This is a genomic window from Sphingomonas paucimobilis NBRC 13935 (genome assembly GCF_000739895.2).
GTDB classification, from domain to species: Bacteria; Pseudomonadota; Alphaproteobacteria; order Sphingomonadales; family Sphingomonadaceae; genus Sphingomonas; species Sphingomonas paucimobilis.
Genome location: NZ_BBJS01000043.1, coordinates 110,525 through 128,788 on the forward strand (window position 1 = coordinate 110,525; position 18,264 = coordinate 128,788).

General features: G+C 64.9%; 13 protein-coding genes and 1 pseudogene. 4 read left to right on the forward strand and 10 right to left on the reverse strand.

Annotation, left to right across the window (positions count from 1 at the left end; genetic code table 11):
- Nucleotides 1-74 precede the first annotated feature (74 nt).
- The gene (locus SP6_RS13480; protein ID WP_042469282.1) at nucleotides 75-563 is read left to right on the forward strand and encodes a hypothetical protein; all 489 of its coding nucleotides are present in this window, start codon (nucleotides 75-77) and stop codon (nucleotides 561-563) included.
- 3 nt (nucleotides 564-566) lie between these two features.
- Here SP6_RS13480 and SP6_RS13485 read toward each other — a convergent pair whose 3' ends face one another.
- The 9 genes and pseudogenes from SP6_RS13485 to SP6_RS13525 all read right to left on the reverse strand — a co-directional run bounded on the left by SP6_RS13485 (nucleotide 567) and on the right by SP6_RS13525 (nucleotide 12,963).
- Nucleotides 567-1,082 (reverse strand): thermonuclease family protein, encoded by a 516-nt coding sequence (locus tag SP6_RS13485; protein ID WP_053003299.1) that lies wholly within the window; start codon nucleotides 1,080-1,082, stop codon nucleotides 567-569.
- Nucleotides 1,082-1,282, reverse strand: a complete 201-nt coding sequence (locus SP6_RS13490) for a hypothetical protein (RefSeq protein ID WP_042469284.1) — start codon at nucleotides 1,280-1,282, stop codon at nucleotides 1,082-1,084. The genes SP6_RS13485 and SP6_RS13490 overlap by 1 nt, the downstream gene beginning before the upstream one ends.
- A gap of 40 nt (nucleotides 1,283-1,322) precedes the next feature.
- Nucleotides 1,323-1,688, reverse strand: a complete 366-nt coding sequence (locus tag SP6_RS13495) for a DUF6927 domain-containing protein (RefSeq protein ID WP_407695341.1) — start codon at nucleotides 1,686-1,688, stop codon at nucleotides 1,323-1,325.
- Nucleotides 1,685-3,607, reverse strand: coding sequence for a reverse transcriptase domain-containing protein (locus SP6_RS13500; RefSeq protein ID WP_024018999.1), 1,923 nt, complete (start codon nucleotides 3,605-3,607; stop codon nucleotides 1,685-1,687). Before SP6_RS13500 ends, SP6_RS13495 begins: the two co-directional genes overlap by 4 nt.
- Nucleotides 3,608-4,219: 612 nt before the next feature.
- A pseudogene (locus SP6_RS13505) lies at nucleotides 4,220-4,486 on the reverse strand (DUF6927 domain-containing protein); the annotation flags it as partial.
- Nucleotides 4,487-4,525: 39 nt separating this feature from the next.
- Nucleotides 4,526-5,479, reverse strand: a complete 954-nt coding sequence (locus tag SP6_RS13510; RefSeq protein WP_042469316.1) for an ArdC family protein — start codon at nucleotides 5,477-5,479, stop codon at nucleotides 4,526-4,528.
- A gap of 121 nt (nucleotides 5,480-5,600) precedes the next feature.
- Nucleotides 5,601-7,709, reverse strand: a complete 2,109-nt coding sequence (locus tag SP6_RS13515; RefSeq protein ID WP_042469286.1) for a ParB/RepB/Spo0J family partition protein — start codon at nucleotides 7,707-7,709, stop codon at nucleotides 5,601-5,603.
- Between the two features lie 98 nt (nucleotides 7,710-7,807).
- Nucleotides 7,808-12,031 (reverse strand): strawberry notch family protein, encoded by a 4,224-nt coding sequence (locus SP6_RS13520; protein ID WP_042469287.1) that lies wholly within the window; start codon nucleotides 12,029-12,031, stop codon nucleotides 7,808-7,810.
- A gap of 77 nt (nucleotides 12,032-12,108) precedes the next feature.
- A complete protein-coding gene (locus SP6_RS13525; protein WP_007406722.1) occupies nucleotides 12,109-12,963 on the reverse strand; it encodes a DUF7146 domain-containing protein in 855 nt (284 codons plus the stop codon).
- A 536-nt stretch (nucleotides 12,964-13,499) separates the two neighbouring features.
- Here SP6_RS13525 and SP6_RS13530 point away from each other — a divergent pair.
- The 3 genes from SP6_RS13530 (at nucleotide 13,500) to SP6_RS13540 (ending at nucleotide 17,167) form a co-directional block, all read left to right on the forward strand.
- A complete protein-coding gene (locus tag SP6_RS13530) occupies nucleotides 13,500-14,729 on the forward strand; it encodes a replication initiation protein (RefSeq protein ID WP_037569873.1) in 1,230 nt (409 codons plus the stop codon).
- A gap of 166 nt (nucleotides 14,730-14,895) precedes the next feature.
- Complete coding sequence (locus SP6_RS13535; RefSeq protein ID WP_007406713.1) at nucleotides 14,896-16,095, forward strand: AAA family ATPase; 1,200 nt, start codon at nucleotides 14,896-14,898, stop codon at nucleotides 16,093-16,095.
- A gap of 49 nt (nucleotides 16,096-16,144) precedes the next feature.
- Nucleotides 16,145-17,167: a ParB/RepB/Spo0J family partition protein gene (locus SP6_RS13540; RefSeq protein WP_007406709.1), complete on the forward strand. Its 1,023-nt coding sequence runs from the start codon at nucleotides 16,145-16,147 to the stop codon at nucleotides 17,165-17,167.
- Nucleotides 17,168-17,185: 18 nt separating this feature from the next.
- Here SP6_RS13540 and SP6_RS13545 read toward each other — a convergent pair whose 3' ends face one another.
- Nucleotides 17,186-18,181, reverse strand: coding sequence for a hypothetical protein (locus tag SP6_RS13545; protein ID WP_037569861.1), 996 nt, complete (start codon nucleotides 18,179-18,181; stop codon nucleotides 17,186-17,188).
- Nucleotides 18,182-18,264: the final 83 nt, after the last annotated feature.

Genomic DNA, 18,264 nt, shown 5'->3' on the forward strand with positions numbered 1-18,264 from the left:
CTGAATGGTGGGGAGACGACGTGGTTGACGGGAACTATTGTTCACGTTACGTTCCCGGTCGCAGGAGATTTGCCATGGCGGCCGCCAGATTCAGAGAACGGTTCGACCTCGACATCACGCTGCGGGACGCGGCGCTGGATGCCGACAACCGACCGACGCGAAGGATGATCGCGAACGCCGCGATCGGCATCGACGTCGAGGACGCCTATTATTCCGTCCGCGAGCTGCGCGAGGCGGTCAGCTGGGTCCATGAAGGCGTGCCCGGTGGCAAGCTGAAGCTGGCAGCGATCCTCGCGAACGATGGTGCTGACGACTTCCAGCGCTGCATCTACTTCTGCCTTGCGGGCCGCGGCGTCGTCGCCATGCTCGACGATCTTGAGTGGCTCGAGGACCTTCTGGAACGAAGGGGCCGCGTCGCGGGAGAGCAGAAGCGGATGAAGACCACGCTGATGCCGCTCATCAATCCCTATGTCGCCGATACGCCTGATGGGCCGATGGTGAAGCTCGATGGCGAATTCGAGCAGGGTCCGTCCTGGTGGGCGGAGACGATGCCGTCGGCCTGATTGTCAGGGGGCCGGTCGTCGCTCGCAGCGAAGACGCTCCCCGTGGCGCCAGCGTGATGGTTCGATCCATGTGCCGGCGAAGGCCCCTGCCCTGCTCGCCTTCGCTTGCGCGAACGCTGCCCGGTACCGGGTAGCGCGACCGGGGTCGTTCTTCAGATACTGGATTTCGGGCACGGCAAGACCGGCGCGGATGAGGCGTTCGCCGAGGTCCTTGCCGGCCATCGTCACCGTCGCGATACGTCGCCCGTAAGAGTTGGCAGCGGTGAGGCGGATCACCGCGGTCCTCGAGCGCAGGGCGTTCGCTGCGAGATCCTGGGCGGCCTTGCCGCAAGGCCAGCATCCGGAAGCGCGCTGGCAGAGCTGTCGGCGCTCGAAGGAATCGACGCCGAGCAATCGGAAGTCGACGGCAACGGTGTCGCCGTCGAGCGCGCGCGCCTGCGCTTCAAACGTCTGTGCGCCGCTCGGCGCGGCCGGACCGAGCATCACCATCGCGAGAAGGGAGGGTGCGAGGAGGCGCATCAGGACACCATCTCGACTTCAACACGCTCGCCGCGGCAGGGCATGGTGCAGACGCGGAAAGGCTGCAGCGGATTGCCGGTTCGCACGATGCTGACGCGGCCGGGCTGCAGGTCAAAAAGGCGCGTAGCGACGCGCTGGGCATTCTCGCGACTGCACAGGAGCAGACGCTTCGGCGAAAGGCCGGGGTCGGGAGCAAACATGGGGGTTCCTCTTCGGAAGACATGATACCGGCTCACCGGCTCAGGCAAAGATCGTCTTGTGGACCTTGGTGGTCGGCACAATTTGCCACTGCCGATCCATGAAGCGGCTGATTCGGTAACGACACCCGGTCTCAGGATTCCGGAAGCACAGCTTGCGGCCGCGCTTCTCGACAACAAACTCCTGGCCGACGTGACCATCGTTGAAGGTGAGCGGCGTCTCCAGCCTGATCCGATCGCCATCCTCGAGCTTGCGGGCCCGCCGCTTCAGATTCTCGGCGCAGCGCCGTCGCCAGTCGATGGCATGCTCCCGGTCGGTGGGGGTGAGAAGATCGAGTATGTGCCGCGGGCAGTGGTCCTCGCATGGTCCCATTGCTTCGGTCAGTCGGGTAGGATTGGTGCTGCTCATGGAGTCAGCCCTGATCCCCCCGCCGAACCGCACGTGCAGCTTTCACCGCATGCGGCTCTCCACTGTGACGAACCATCACTTTGCCGTAGATCGGGCAGGCGGCCTCTGTGAGTATCCCAGTGGCATTGCTCGCACAGGACCACCGTCCTGCGGGCGCGTGCCACCTTCATTCTCACGACAAAACCGCGGTGCGAAACATCGGCCATCCCCCGGATATGGTGCACCTGACACGGAACATCGGATCGACCGCAAGCCTCGCATTGCTTGGCATTCTGACGATCAACCCAGTCCGTACGTGAGTGGGTGAACACCTGCGTCCAAGGCTGGATATCAATCCTGGACGAGGTGGCCGGATCACGTTTCAGATGAGCCAGTTTCCAGACTTTGACCGATCGGGGCTGGCCATCGACGTCGTAGCCGATGGTGAATTCCTGCCCCGTCCTCATGCGGGCCACGACCGCTCGCACATTGGTTTTGTGCTTGCTGGCCAAGGTCTTGAACAAGCTCCACCGCTGGAGAAACTCAAGCCTGTTCAGCTTGAAGCTCACATCCTTGGCGAGAGCATAGTAGTTCGCAAAACCCCGCAATTCGGCGTTGTAAGCTAGGACGATCTCAACGTCGCTGCAGCTGAGCAGCAGGCTACGATGACGCGGCTTCAACACCGACAGATCACCATAACCTTTTGCAGAAGCGAACGCGTGGACCTTCTCCCAAGGGACATGCAGCTGCATCACTTCCGACGGCGGCCTACGAAGGAAGCTGACGGAACCTTGTCGGCTCCGGACAACCCGTTGGCGTGTCGTATATGTGCGGACCTCATATCCAAGGAAGGCGGCTCCATCGCTCGCCTTGCGGATACCGCTTTTCTCCTCGGACACCGTGAGCGCCAGCGCCTCGGTCAGGAATGCCCTGACTTCGGCGAACACGCTTCGTGCATCCTCCTTGCTACCGATAACCCCAATCATGAAGTCGTCCGCGTAGCGACAGTAACGAAGTCGGCGATAACCGGGGTCCATCGCGTCTCTCGACGGGATGGACCGCTTTTGCGGCAGTAAGGTTTGGATTTTGGCCAAGGAGGCCGCAACCTTCACCTCGTCGACATTGTCTTTGGCCCGCAGCATGGTGACGCGCTTCCGTTGTTTCTGGATGCGCCCAGCCAGTCGCCCATATTCCGGGTTCGTGGCACGGACCTTCCCCCTCTCGAAAGCCGCGATCCGTTCCGCCATGAACATATCGAGTTCATGGAGGTAGATGTTGGCCAAGATTGGAGAGACGATACCGCCCTGCGGAGTGCCGCTGTAGGTCCGGGTGTGAACCCGGTCTTCCATAACACCCGCCTTAAGCATGCTGCCGATCAAGCCGATGAATTTCTCGTCATCGATCCTTTTCCGCAACAGCCGCAGGAGGATGTCGTGGTCGATGTTCTCGAAGAACCCCGCGACATCCACATCTACGAGCCATTTCACCCCCGTCCATACGGCTTTGACGTGTTCAAGCGCCGTATGACACGACCGGCCCGGCCGGAATCCATGGGAGGCGTTCGAGAACACCGGTTCATAGATCCGTTCGAGCAGTTGCCGCGCCACTTCCTGAACGAGGCGGTCGTCGCGCGTGGGAATGCCCAGCGGACGCCGTTTGCCCTTGCCTTTCGGGATAAACACCCGACGCACTGGTTTGGGATCATAGGTCCCTGCCGTCACGCTGGCGATAATCGGGTCGAGGTCTTCCGGTCCGAAGTCCGCGAAGGTCTCGCCGTCAATACCCGGCGTCATCGCACCCTTGTTGGATCCGATCTTCTGGAGCCCCTCCTCCCAAAGGAGGCGAGACCCCATCAGACGATAGAGTCCATTCACCCTTTTGCCCGACGCAACGAGCGCCGGAATGGCCTCCAACCGGCCTTTCACAGTTTCTGGCAGCATCAGCACACCCCATGATCGGTGGTTGAAGAATCACAGCTGCCGCCCTTCCCCCGGTCTTCCCCGCTTTCGGCCCGATCGCTCGAGACCTTATACAGTTGCACCGCCGCCTCCGAAGAGGTCGATGTCCCGGGCATTACCCCGGGCATTTGAGTAATATGGCGGCTCCGTACCCATGCAGGCCGGCAGAAGCCGCCTGTTTAGGGCATCCCGTAGTTACGCTGAATGGAGATGCGGCGCGGTTAGGTGTCCCGTTCGTCCACTAAACCCCTCGACGAGAGGCGCACCGGATGGGCTGAGAAACAGGCGGCCAAGACATGAGACCGCTGTCATCATCCGGACCTGGCGTGACAGTCGCTTTCGCCAGTATCGCTATATAGATTGCTGCAGACTGGGATTTAAGCAGTGTAGCCTTCACCATACGCACCTTGCCCTGACCGTCATCGCCTCCATTTGCGACTAAGACGCATCTGGCCTTTTCCGAACATGCTATTGTTCCCCGTCCCTTTCGGGATTTCAGACCTTGTGAGGCCCGAGGTTAGTCCGGCGAGCAGAGGCATTCTCAACTTACCTCATCATCACTGATACTCCATTTCAGCGCCGCAACGGCGCACTGTCCTTGTAACCGAACTGCTCGCCCGACTTGCTGGCGGGGTTCCAAAGCACCTTGCAGATGACCGCGAAGACTTCGCCCCCGACCCCGTTCCTCAGGACCTGGACCGCGGCATAGTAGGTTCGGTTCTGCGGACAGGATGAAGCGAGCACTCTCAGGCCTGAGGTGCCACCTTCCACCTCGCGGATATAGGTGAACTGGTCATCGAGATAAGCTTTCGCCGTGGCGTGTCCGCCCATCGAACGGAGCGGCATCGTGAGCCATCCCATAGAAGCATCTCCTTTGCTGGTGGCGGGTCGGCGGCGCGCCTATGCGACTGCGGCCAACGGCTGCTCGGTTGCCGCGACCGGATCGATGCTGGTCGCACCCACCTGCCCGCCGCTGAAGCCGAGCAGATAGTTGAAGGCCTGCTCGGCCTTGGAAGCGGCATGAATGATCGCGGTCTTGTCCGCCCGCAGAATGCCGAGCCAGTGTGCGACGTAACTTGCGTGACTATCGTGGAGCTCGTTCGGGAGCCCGAGATGTGCGCACACCAGGCCGCTGCCGATTTCCGCGACGAGCTCCTCGAAGCTATAGGCCTGATCCCCGAAACGCTTGCCGAAGGTCCGGGCGAGACGGCTGGTACCGCCCGACCAATGGGTCGTCTCGTGCGCACGGACCGAGGCATAATGATCCATCGTGCTGAACGAGCGCTGGTGCGGCATCTGGATGTAGTCGAAGGTCGGATGGAAGAAGGCGCGGTCGCCGCCGTGGCGGACCTCGGCCGGGATGGCGTCGAAGAAGGCGTCGATGGCGCTCTGCCGGACCGACGGGTCGACGGGCGCGATATCGTCTTCGGCAGGATAGAAATAGGCCGGCAGGCCATCGATCTGGTCGGCGTTGAAGACGATGTAATGGCGCAGGAAGCGAATGTTGCGCTCGCTCTCGGCGCCCGTGACCGGATTGGCCTCTGTCTTCTTGAAGCTCGAGTAATAGACCGACAACGAGCCGGTCTCGCCCCGGCGGACATGCCCCCCGAGCGCTTCTGCCTGACGATAGGTCATCCAGTAGCGCGACCGGTAGCCGTTCGCATCGGCGATGGCCCACAGATAGACGGTGTTGATGCCCGTGTAGGGCGTGCCGCAATGGCGCAGCGGGCGGCCGCCGGCGCCGCCGACGCGCCAGGGTCGGCTCCAAGGCGCGACGCCTTCCTCGAGCTTGCGAATGATAAGACCGGTGATCTCCGCCGCGACGTCGCGGCTCGACCTGGATTTTGCGGACATGGCAGTGGGCTCCAAGTGGCAAGGAAGCACCGCCGACGCGCAAGGCGCCGGCGGCAGGTTGCTGAGGAGGTGATGGTCGACGCTGAAGCCGGTCCAACGCCGGCGCCAGCGGCCGGCTGAGTCAGGCGTCAGCGCCTTCGAGCTCTCCGGCGGCTGAACCTCCGGGCACGCCCGGCTCGCCGCCGTCAGCGAAGTCATCGCCGATGTCGGACGCATCTTCGGTCGCGGGACTGGATGCCGAACCGGTGTGGGCATCGGGGAAGCGCATCGCGTTGGGCACCCAGGCGAGCGCGGCCGCCTTGACCTCGGGTTCGACGATCGACTCGCCCGCGAACAGCTTCTGGCAGCTTTCCGAGATCTCCGTCTTCTTGAGCGAGGCATGGCGGGCGGAGAGCGCCGGACCGCCGACGTCATGAAGGAGGCTCATGATGCTGCCCTTGTTCACTCGATCGAAGAAGTTCGCCGACGTCGGGCGCCACCAGCTCGCCACATCGATGTCGAGGATCGAGGCCATTCGATTGTGCAGCGGGATCTGCTCGTTCGAGAGGCCCGGCTTGGCTTCGAGCGACATCGCGACGATGTAGGCAAGCCAGTTCGCCTTGCTGTCATCGTCGAGCGCTCGGAATGCCTCGAACCGGTCGACCTCGCTGTCGAACTCGGTCCAGCCCGCGTCGAGACCGTCATGGGCTTCAGCGAGATATTCGCGCGCGCGAGACGCCGGCATGTCGCCGGTCGCAGGATCCTGCGGACCCATGGCACGGATCGTCGTGCCGTACTCGGTCGAGCTACTGGCGAGACCGCCCGACGGATTGGTCCGGGCGTCGACCATCACGAACAGAGCATAGTCGAGCGCCAGCGCAGGCTGTGCCAGGAGGCAGGAGGCGAGAATGTCGCGGCGCTGGACCGCGAGCTCGTCATAGAGGCGCGCGCTGAGCGGCTTGCCGCCGGGCGCGACCGCCTCGTGCCGGTAGGTCGGTTCGGCCGGAGCGCCGCCGCCGACGCGGAAGCTGCCGGACGGCTGCTCCGGTTCATCGCCTTCCGCGACATGGCCGCCGTTGTCGTCGGGCCGCTCGATCAGGATTTCCTGCTCGCTGTAATACTGCGTGTCGAGACGCATCTCGCCCTGGGGCGTCAACAGCAGGAAGGCGCCGACATGAGGCCGCAGTTCGTCGGGAAGCACCGGCGCGCGGTTCTCGATCGCTTCCGCCTCGGCGATGAGCCGGTCATCTTCCTGGTCGAGCAGCTTGAACGCCTCTTCGGTGAGCTGCTCGTCCTGCATCGCCACCTCGAGGACGCCGCGACGCTCCTCGATCTCGACGAGGCGCGCTTTCTGTTCGTCGCTGAGAGGAGGTGGTTGGAGAATGGCGCGGTAAAGGCCGTGGGCGGCGTTGTGCGCGTAGTTGCTGGCGATCGGCCGGATCCAGGCAAGCCCGGTTTCCTCACCGATGCGCTTCGCCTCCGCTTCCATGATCTCGCCGGCAAGCCGATGCGCGATCTCAGGGTTGATCCAGCGATCGTTTCCATCGGTGAAAAGGTCGCCGTCGATCTTGCCGCCGGCGTGGCGGTAGCGCGCCTCCCCTACCAGCATGGCGATCGGATCGCTCGCCTTGAGCGTTTCGTTGGCGATCACGCGCCGGATTGTGTCGGCCGTGACGTGGCCATGCTGATAGCTGCTCCAGACGAGGAGCTGCTTGTCCTCGCTTTCGGTCGAGGCGTAGGCCTTTGCGATATCGAGCGTGATCTCGCCCTTGCTCAGCGCTTCGAAGATCGGCTCCGCGAGCGAGGCAAGGCGCAGGCGGCCTTCGACGAAGCGCCGGGTGACGCCGAAGCGCTTGGCGACCGCGTCGATGTCTCCGGTCGTGCCGATGAAATGCTGGAAGGCGCGGCATTCTTCCGCCGGCGTCATCTTGAGCTGGTGGAAGTTCGTTGCGGTCGAGGTCTCGGAAAGCTCGGCATCGTCGCCGGTCAGCACCATGACGGGCACGTCGAAGTCGGCATCGCTGATCGACCCGCGATCGGCGAGGAGGCGGAGCGCGCGCCAGCGACGTCCTCCGTCGAATACCTCATAGGTGCCCCTGGGCTTCTTGGCCGGCGTGACGAGCAGGTTTTGGAGGACGCCCTTGGCTTCGATGCTCGCGGCCATGGGCTCGATCTGGAGCTGCTCGTCGGGCGCGGTGCGCACGTTGATCGGCGACAGGCGCAGCTTGTTCAGTTTGACGGTCTGGATCATCGGGGGAACTCCTGGTGGCGTCCGGCATCTCCCGGACACCACCCCCGCTCCCCCTCCCCTTTCCCGAGACGTCCCGACCCTCGGCAGAGTCCGGTCCGTCAGCCGCTGCCGGCCAGGATGCGCTCGAGCACCTCCGCGGCAGCGGGCACCGGCAGGAACACCCGCGTGCGGTACTGGATCACCTCGGTGAAGCAGCCGATCGACTTCAGCCACGCGATCTGCTCGGCAGGCGCGCCGACCAGCTCGATGCGCGGCGATCCGTTCACAAGCGCGCGCTTGATCGTCATCGGGAAGGGGCGGCTGAGGTCGACGCTACGGCCGGAGAAGGCCGATTTCGCGATGTCGCTCGCGGGCAGGTCCTCGGCGCGATCCAGGCCGAGCTTGGTGAAGAGCTGAACAACATGCTCGTCAAAGACGAGACGGCCCAGCCAGCTGTTCCCAGCCTTGTCGGCGATGCGGTTGACGACAAGATGGTCGCTGGGCAGCGCCGACCAGATCGGCAGGAGGAGGCCGGTCGCAAGACGGATCGTCTCGGTGTCGACCTTGTTGGCGGCGCGCTCGGCTTCCTCCAGCCATTTCGCGCAGAAGGCCTCGCGATCAATCATCGTCCAGGCACTCTCGAAGAGCTCCTGCTCGCGCAGATATTCGCGGCGCGTCGGCCGCGTCAGCTCGAAGCGCGGGATTGGGGTGCCCTCCTTCTCCTCCATAAGCGAGCGGGCCCGCGTCTGGAGGGCCACCATGCCGGACTTGCCGTTGACCAGGAAGGCGGCGGTCGCATCGGCGTCGGCGATGTGGAGGATGCGTTCGAGCGGGACCGGCGTGCGTCGATGGGCGATCTCGATCGTGAGAAGATGCGAGGTCGCGCCGCTGACCGGGTCGGTTCTGAGCAGCGTGTCGTCCGTCAGCGTTGCCGTGTCGACGAGGATGGTCTCGACGCCGACGTCGAGCCTGCCGGCGTCGCGCGCGGCCGAGACCCGGGTTTCCACCAGCGCAAGGAACTCGTCGAAGATCCTGTTCTGGAGCGCGATCGGAAGCGCTAGGATGCGATTGAGCCAGCGCTGGATGGGCGGGAGCTCGTCCTTCATGACGCCGTCCTTGTCGCAGAGCTCGAGCCCGGTGCGCCGCTCGAACTCGGCTTGGCTGACGCTGGTCAGCTTGCCGCCTACGAGCAGGTGGAACCAGCTCACCAGCGCCGCACAGGCATATTCGCTCTCGAGATTGTCGGCGGGATCGAAGAGGTTTTGGCCGCCTGTCTGGCGCTGGCCGCGGGTGAGCGCGCCGAGGCTGTCCAGCCGGCGAGCGATCGTGCTCGTGAAGCGCAGCTCGCCCTTGCAGTCGGTCGTGACCGGCCGGAAGAGCGGCGTGCTCGCTTGGTGCGTGCGATGAGTGCGACCGAGGCCCTGGATGGCGCGATCAGCGCGCCAACCCGGCTCGAGGAGCAGGTGAACGCGCTGCTCCTGGTTCACGACATCGCGGGACGCGTGGTACGACCGCCCGGTGCCGCCGGCGTCCGAGAAGATGAGGACGCGCTTGCGGCCTTGCGTGAAGGCAGCCGCCTCGGCCTGGCTGGTCCTGCTGGAGCGGGTCTCCAGCTTCTGCCGACCGTCTCCGGTCGAGATCAGCCGCTTGGTCCGCCCGGTCACCTCTGCCACATTGTCGTGGCCGAAGTGCTCGAGCAGGCCATCGAGCGCCGACATGATGGGCGGCAGCGCGCAGAGATGTTCGATGAGTTGGGTGCGCGCCGCCTCGGCTTCGGGGTTGTAGACGGGATTGCCCGCCTCGTCCTCCATCGGCACGGAGCGCTGCGTTCCCGTGTCGTCGGTAAACACCCGCATCTGCCGGGTCGGGAAGGCGCGTTCGAGATAGTCGATCACATATTCGCGGGGTGAGAGGTCGATCTCGAGGTCGGCCCGCTCGTCGGGGCTCAACGCGCCGAGCCGGCGATCGAGGATGGACTCGGCCGTGGTGACGAGTTGAAGCACGACCGACTGGCCGTTTGCCAAATGGTCCTGAACCGCGGCGATCACGGTCGGCAGCTTCATCGAGAGGAGGACCTGGCCGAAGAAGCGCTGCTTGGTCGATTCGAAGCGTGACCGCGCGGAGGCCTTGGCGCCGCTGTTAAGCGTCGTGCTTTCCAGGCCATCGACGACGCTGGTCAGCTCGAGCGCCCGCTCCATGTTCTGGTGGATGATGGCCCAGGCATCGGCATAGGTGTCGTAGACGGCGATCTGCGCGGGTGTCAGCTCGTGGCGCAGGATCTCGTATTCGACCCCTGCGAAGCTGAGCGCGCGTGCCACGTAGAGGCCGGTCGCCTTGAGGTCGCGCGCGACCAGCTCCATCGCGGCGATGCCGCCTTTGCGTATGCCGCTGATGAACTGCTCCCGGTCCGCGAACGCGGTTTCCGGGCCCCAGAGACCGAGCCGCACCGCGTAAGCGAGATTGTTCACGTCGGATGCGCCGGTCGCCGATGCATAAAGCACGCGCGCACCTGGCAGCTGGTTCTGGAGGAGGACGCCGCAGACTCCCTGCTGTGATCCTTCCTTTGCGCCCAGAGCCCCCTCCCCGCCCGCCACGCCGCCCATCTCGTGCGCTTCGTCGAATGCAATGACACCGTCGAAATCGCCGCCCGCCCAGTCGACGATCTGTTTCAGCCGGCTGTGATCGCGGCGCAGCGAGCGCAAGGTGGGATAGGTGACGAGAAGGACGCCTTGGTCGAGCCTGATCGGCTCGTCGATCTTCCAGTTGGAGATGGGCTGGATGTCGCCGCTGAGACCGCCAAGAGCGGTCCAGTCGCGGCGCGCGTCTTCGAGCAGCGGCGCGTTCTTGGTGACCCAGATATTCCGCCGGCGTCCCTGGAGCCAGCTATCGAGGATGCAGGCCGCGATCTGTCGACCCTTGCCGGCGCCGGTGCCGTCGCCAAGGAAGAATCCTTTGCGGTAGGCTTCGCCGTCCTCGGCCAGGATCAGCCCGACGCCTTCCTTGTCGGGCTTGAAACGTCCCGGGATGGTCTGCGCCCATGCGTGCCCGGCATAGACGACGGTCTCGAGCTGCGAGGCGGATAGCAAGCGTTCGGCGACAGTTCGCTCGGGCAGTGCAGGCAGATAGTCGGGGATAGGCGCGGGTATCGATCCCATCGCCACCGATTCCACGAGCGGGGTCGGGTGATCGCCGGCCTTGGCGAAGAGGATGCGGCTCGGCCGATAGGGGAGGTAGACGCCCGTCTGCTCGAGGAGGGGCGCCGGCGTGTCCAGCTTCTCATATTCGACAGGAAGTACATCGTTGCGGACGGGCGCGTGATAGGCGCGGGGTGCCGGGCGGCTGCTTTTGACGGCCCGAAAGAACGAAATGCCACCCGAGCGGTTGGGCCGTGTCACGGTCGGCTCGGCCCGCGCCGCCGATCGTTCGGAGACGCTGAGCGTGCCGAGGAGATCCGCGATGGAGGAGCGCTGAATGGTGGCGGCCGGTGCCTTGCCCGGCGTCTTGTCGATGACGAACATGCGGACCGCGATCGAGGTCCCATGTTTGAGATAGCAGTTCTCGAGCCTGATGGCGGTCCGGACCGTGACGTCGCGCAGAATGGTTTCATACTGATCGCGCATCCTGGCGCTGGGGCCGAACCAGTCCGGCATGATCGCGACCAGTCGTCCGCCTGCCTGCAGCCGTCGAATGGCTGCCTGGAGATGGCGGACGGCAGCATAGTCGTCTGCGCCGCGGCCGAGAGAGCGCGAGAACGGCGGGTTCATCAGGATGAGCGTCGGGCGGTCGCTTGCCGAAAGCACGGAGTTGATGGTCGCGCCGTCGTGGCCGGTCACCGCAGCGCTGGGGAAGACGTCTGGCAGCCGAACACGACGCGAGCGGTCGAGTTCGTTGAGGTGGAGCGCCCGGTGGGCCGGGATCTGTGCCACCAGAAGCCCGTTGCCGGCGCTGGGCTCCAGGATCACATCGTCGGGCTGACTGTTGGCGAGCAGCACGGCAACGGCGGCAATGTCGACGGGGGTCGAGAACTGCTGCCATTCGATCTGCTCTTCGCTGCGCACGGTCTGGGTCGGCAGCCGAGAGGAAAGGTCGATCAGCGCCGCGACGTCAGCGAATGAGGAGAGGCTTGGCCCGGCAGCCCGCAGGTGGAGCGCGACCGCATGTTCAAGAACCTCAAAGCTGGCGCGCTGAGTCCAGCGACCTTCGGCGTCGGAGCCGCCGAAGGCTTCGACCATGGCCTCATTGAGCAGCCGACGGGTGATCGTGTCCCCTGCGCGCAAATGTGGAAGGAGGAGGCGCGCGGCGCGGCGATCGGCGCCTTCGGCCGCATGGATTGGGGTCGTCATGTGGGGGTCTCCTGCGTGGCTGCACCCTCGGCAGCTGCACGCCCTCGATCCCCCTCCCCTTTTCCGGCGCGGCGAGCCTAGCCGCGCTTATCCCGTTCACGGGCATCGAGAACCTTCGCCCAATCCTTGAAGCCATGCGGTGGAGGTGCCCGACGGATGGCGAGATCCTGCCGGGCATAGCGTTCCTCGGCCTTGTGCGCGGCGCGTCGGCCCTCCGGGTCGTTATCTTGCGCAATCATAAGCGTCGTGACGCTGCCCGGGATGGCAAGCTGGTCGAGGCGGCGCGCGCCGAGCGAGGCCCAGCACGGGATGCCGTGGAGCCGGGTGAAAGCGGCCGCGGTCTCGAAGCCTTCGGCGATCGCGAGGGTCGCACCCCCTTCCCCGCCCCGCCACGCGCCGCTTTGCGGCGTTCCGATCATGAGCTTGCGGGTGTAGTCGGCCGTGGCAGGATCAAGGAAGATCCGCTGGATCGCGACAAGCTGGCGTGGACTGCGGACTGCGATCAGCAGTGCCGGTTCGAAGACCGTCCTGGGCCTCGGAAGATAGGGGCAGCGCGGGTGGAAGCGAATGTCCGAGGGGGGTGGAAGCAGATGACGTCGGCCAAGATAACGTTCGGCGAGCGTGCCGCGCACGTCGACGGCCTGGTCCCAGAGTCGCGACACGTTCCCAGTCCGCGGTGGGCCAGCTTCGGTGGGGCTCGGATAATGGCGATCGGCGCGCACGCGGCGCAGCTCGCGCAACACGTCGTCGCGAGCGCACCCGGCGAAGCAGGTGACGAGAATGTCGCTATCGCCCTGGCGGATCGAGAGACTCGGAGTGGCGTCGCTGTGCGCCGGACAGCGGCACATCGCGACATAGCGATACCAGGTGCCGCCGAGGGTGCCGACGAGGTCGACCAGCTGCTGTGTTGGACGTCGTGCGGTGAGAGGCATTAATTTTCTCCGGGCTCAGACGCTCGGTCCCCCTCCCCTCTTCGTTCTCAAAAAAATATCAAAACCACCGCTGCGCCAGCAGCGGGAGCGATTCTCCGATTCTAGAGATTCTGATTCAGGCCGAGATTACTGCCTGCTTTCAACAGGTTGGTAGACCATTCCTGACCGCTTGGGGGAGATAGCCTGACCTGCTGGGGGCTGTTTCCTGCCGAATCGGGGGCTGAATCCTGACCTGCTGGGGCCTGCCTGTCCTCGTGGGGGCGCTTCAATTTCCGTCGTTTGTCCACTGCTTGCCGGAGCTAATCGGTTGCGGTGTGCCGATCTGATGCGACTCGCGGACTCGGGCCGATTCCTCGGCGTGATTGGGGCCCTTGTATCCTGACCACTTGGGGGCTGTCGACGGCCGCCATTCCTGTCCTGACTTGACGTTGCGGGTCAGGTCAGGCAGCCAACAGGCCCGGAGCCAATGTATGGATGATTCGCCGGTACAGGATGTCGAGCTAAGCGACGACGAGCAAGAACGCGCCGGCCGTGCTATGCGCGTTGCGCATGCGCTCGCGTCCAAGCAGACCGAAGAATTCGCCAAGCCGGGGAAGCTCGTTGAGGTAAGGTTCGTCAAGGGCCAGTCGCTCAGCCTGACCGCATCCCGCTTATTGGCGCTGATGATCCTGGCTGCGGGCGGCGATGCTTGGCGCGACGTGTCGCACCGGATGCGCAAGGCAGATATCCGCCGGGGTCACAAGGGCAACGAGCGCATCTCGGATATGCTCGAGGAGCTTCATCGCACCCTATTTGCCGAAGACGATCGAAGCTGGCGCGGCCGGAAGGCGACGCGTCGCTTCCCGCTGATCCAGATGTCGAAAGAGGAGGTTGAGGACGAAGACGGCGTGGAGAGCGGTTGGATCGAGTGGGAGTTCACGGCAGACGCTCGCAAGCTAATTCAGGAGTCGGAAACATACGCGGTCCTGAATAGACAGGCCGTGCTCGGATTCCGATCGAGCTACGCCCTCAAGCTTTACGAGATCGGCGCGCTGCGGATCTATCGGCGGCAGCCGACCTGGCGCTGCGACATCACGGCGCTTCGGGCCGCGCTCGGCATAGCTCCCGACGTATATAAGGATTTCGCTCAATTGCGCCGCAAGGTGCTTCAGACGGCCAAGAGCGAGATCGACCAGCTCGCGCACTTTCGGGTTGAGTGGAAGGAGACGCGGCAGGGAAGAGCCGTCGCCGAAGTCGAGTTCCGTTTCGAGGCAAAGGATGCGCCTGCGCAGATCGGGACGGTGGACGAGTTGGAGCGGCACTCGGCGGGCCGGCGCGCGCGGCGCGAAGGTACGGTCGAGACGGTCGCAGTCGTCGAGACGCCGCGCCAGGTCAGTCCCCAAGTACGGCTACCTGTTGTTATTGGGCGAGTGAAGGACGGAACCGGTGGTGCGGTTGGCCAGGGGGACGACGCCGGCTCGACCGAGCGCGCGGCTGCCGTCTCGGACCTAGTGCGTCAGGCCGCGGGGCGGATGAGGTCGGCCGACGCGGAGCGGCCGCCCACGAAGTTCGCAAGCTTCCCTTCCGGCTCACTGCGTTGGTCGGGAGCGGAGGAGTTCCTGGCGATTGGTCGGTCCCATGGCGGTGGCTGGGACGTGGATCTCATTGCCGAGGCTTATCGCGGCCATATGGGAGACCGCCTTGCCAGGTTGAGCGGCGCCAAGCTGCAGAAGTCGTGGCAGGGCTTTTGCGAGAGCTATGTCGCGCGAAAGGGTCGGCCGAGCTGAAATTGCACCGGTGCAAATTTGTTTAAAGTAGGTCGAGGACGGCCCCCAAGCGGTCAGGCAAGCAGTACTCCCTGCAGGTCCACGTGTTGGCTTTCGAAATATAGCCTACCGTTGACGGAAAAGTGCAAATGCGGCATGCCATGCTCTCCTAGCGAAAGGACGGCCTATGGCGACCGCAATTGCGCGGGTCAGACCGGATCAGACCCGAATCAGCGCGCTCGCCGAGCGATGCTCGAACATTCTTGAGAAGCTGCGGGATGGCGCGCAGAGCAAGCGCGCCGACGAGCGCCGCGAACCGATCTTCACGATCGGAAAGGCGGCTGACTTGGTCGGGCGCACGCCGGCGGCGATACGCGAGGCTGAGAAGGACGGCCGTCTGCCTGAACCAGGGCGCACCGAGACGAACCGCCGGGTCGGCTATACGCTGGCACAGCTCAACGACATGCGAGGGGTGTTCGGCACGCGCCCTTGGCGCGCAGCGGACGATCGCTGCGCCATTGTTGCCGTCCAGAACTTCAAGGGTGGGGTCGGTAAGTCGACGATCTCGGTGCATTTGGCCCAATTTCTGGCGATCCGGGGCTACCGGGTGCTGCTGATCGACTGCGACAGCCAAGCGTCGGCAACGACCTTGTTCGGTTACGTCCCGGACCTCGACCTTCAGGAGGAGGACACGCTCTATCCGTTCCTGCGGCAGGACGAGCTGGGGAGCCTCGAATATGCCATTCGCGCCACGCATTTCGACGGTCTCGACCTGATCCCGGCGAATCTGCGGCTTTTCCAGTCCGAGTACGAGCTGGCGGCCAGAATGGCGCGGGGGCAGGGGACGCTGCTGGATCGGCTGCAACAGGGCATCGCTTCGGTTGCGGACCGCTACGACGTGGTTGTCATCGACCCACCGCCGGCGCTCGGCGCGATCTCGCTCTCGGTGCTGCGGGCTGCCAACGCCCTTGTCGTGCCGGTACCGCCCACCGTCATGGATTTCTCCTCGACCGCCGCTTATCTCGCGATGCTCGATGAGACGATGCAGGTTCTCCTCGATCACGGCATGAACACCGACCTCGCCTTCCTCCGCTTCGTGGCGTCGAAGGTGGACGAGAACAAATCGATGCAGCGCGAGCTGATGGGACTGATGGGGCAGCTCTTCGGCAATGCGCTCGTCCGCACGCCGCTCAAGGATTCGGCGGAGATCGACAATGCCAGCGCGCGGTTGATGACGGTCTATGAACTGGAGGGCCCGACGACGAGCAGGTCTGTGCGTGACCGGTGCCTGACGTATCTCGACGGGGTGAATTCCGAGATCGAGACGGATATCCGATCGATGTGGCCGAGCCATGAAGGCCGTCTGAGGCGGGAGGGACTCGCATGAGCGCGGATGAAAATTGCACCGGTGCAATTTCGGGTGAAGGAGAGGCGCCATGAGCGCGAAAAACCGTAGTTTTGCGGCTGATCTGGCCGGTGCGATCGACACCCCGGATGATCCGCCAACCCGACCGACACGGCTCGGCATGGGCGTGCTCGCCGGACGCAGCACGCGACTTGCCGAACTCGCCACCGGCGCGCTCGTCAACCGCGCGACCGAGCTGGTCGACCCGGCCCGGTGCCGGATGTGGCACGGGCACAACCGCGACTATGCCGCACTCTCAGAGGAGCGTTGCCGCGACCTGATCGACAGTCTCAAGGCGCAGGGCAAGCAGGAGATGCCGGCGCTGGTACGCCGTGTCCGGGACGATCCTGATCACGACTTCGAGGTGATCTCGGGCGCGCGGCGGCACTGGTCGGTGAGTTGGCTGCGCAGCCACAACTATCCCGAGTTCCGCTTTCTCGTCGAAATCCGCGAACTCACCGACGAGGAGGCTTTCCGGTTATCCGATATCGAGAACCGCGCACGGGAAGATATTTCGGACTTCGAGCGGGCTCGCGATTATCTCCGCGCGCTGGACGCCTACTACGGCGGGAAGCAGCAGGAGATGGCCGAGCGCATCAACGTCACGGCGAGCTGGCTCAGCCGCTATCTCGACATGGCGCGCCTGCCGGCCGAGATCATCGCCGCGTTCGCGTCGCCTCATGACCTAGGCATCAAGCACGTGACGCAGATCAAGCCGCTGTTGAAGCCCGAGGATCGCCGTTCGCGCGTGCTCGCCGAAGGGCGCCGGATCGCAGACGCGCGCGCACGCGGAGAATCGGTTCCGCAAGCCCCCGCGGATGTGGTGCGGATGCTCGCCGCGGCCGCCGAAGCCCCCAAAAAGACAGGCTCCCCCAAGAGGACAGGAAAGGTGTCGAGCACCGTCACGACGAGTGGCGGGACAGAGATCCTCCGCGTCGACGGCCACGGCCGAGCCGGAGTGACCCTGACCTTGCTTCCCAAGGCGGGCGCGAGCCGCGCCGATGCGGAGCACGCGCTTGGCGAGATTCTGGATCGATTCTGGCCGGCGAGTTGACCGGACATGGATCCGGTCTCACCCGCCTTCGGTGGTGTTGAGCCCCAGGCGTGCGAGGCGCTCGTCGATCGCGCGCATCTCGGCATCGAAGTCGGACAGCACCGCATCGAGCGCCGGCCCCGGCGGGGGAGGGGCGAGCGGACGCCCCCGGCGGGCCGGCACGAAGCCAAAGGACTGCGCGAGGTCCGGGGAGAGGTAGGCACGCCAGCTCTGGCGTCCGCTCACCTCGACAAGCAGGCCGGAGGCTGCGGCGCGCGCCAGCAGCTTGCCGGCTCCGGAGATGGTCAGCCGAAGCCGGATCGCCACGGCACGGGGGCTCAGCACCGGATTGACCTGGGCGAGCGCGAGGAGCGGCAAGAGCGAGCCGGGCCGGCGCGCGCGCGACAGCGCCTCGGCCGCGCGCAGGCGGTCGCCTTCGATCGCCTCGAGCCGCTGCAGGCCGGTTTCGGCGGCGCGCCGCAGCTGCTTGAGGTATCGTCTTACGATCGCCTCGCGATCGCCGGGCTGCAGCCGCAGTGCCTTGTCGGCGCAGACCAGATTGGGCAGCGTATTGCGCGTCGCGCCAAGCTCATTGAGGAGCGTCGGCATCGCGAGCCAGGGGGCGCTGGTGCGATCGGCCCGCGCGTGGCGGGCGGTCAGCTCGAGCGCGCGCAGCAGCACCGGCCGGGTGCCCCAGTCGGAAGGGGGATCGAACGTGAAGGGCAGGGCCTCGCGCCAGTGGCGACGGGGGGTCACGCGAAGGTTCGCCTGCCATTCTGTGAGCTGGGACAGGTCGTCGCCAACGGTCGGCTGCCGGGTCCGGGAGGGCAGGGGAAGCCCGCACGCTTGGCCGAAAATGTCGATTTCGTCGATTTCTGCTCCTTGTCCACGCAGCGCTTCGGCATAGCCGCTCCACGCGGCCCGGCGGACCCAGGCGGATCGGCAGTTTGTGGCGGAAAACCGCGCATCCAGGCTACCGACGGCTGCTGCTGTGGTCTCGAGTCCGTGCGCGAGCGGGCCCGTCCAGCTGGGCATCGAAAGATCGGGAATGGGTAAGGCCATCTGGCAGATAGTAGACGCAAGCACAGTGTTCGGTCTAGCGTGCCGGTACGCGCAGT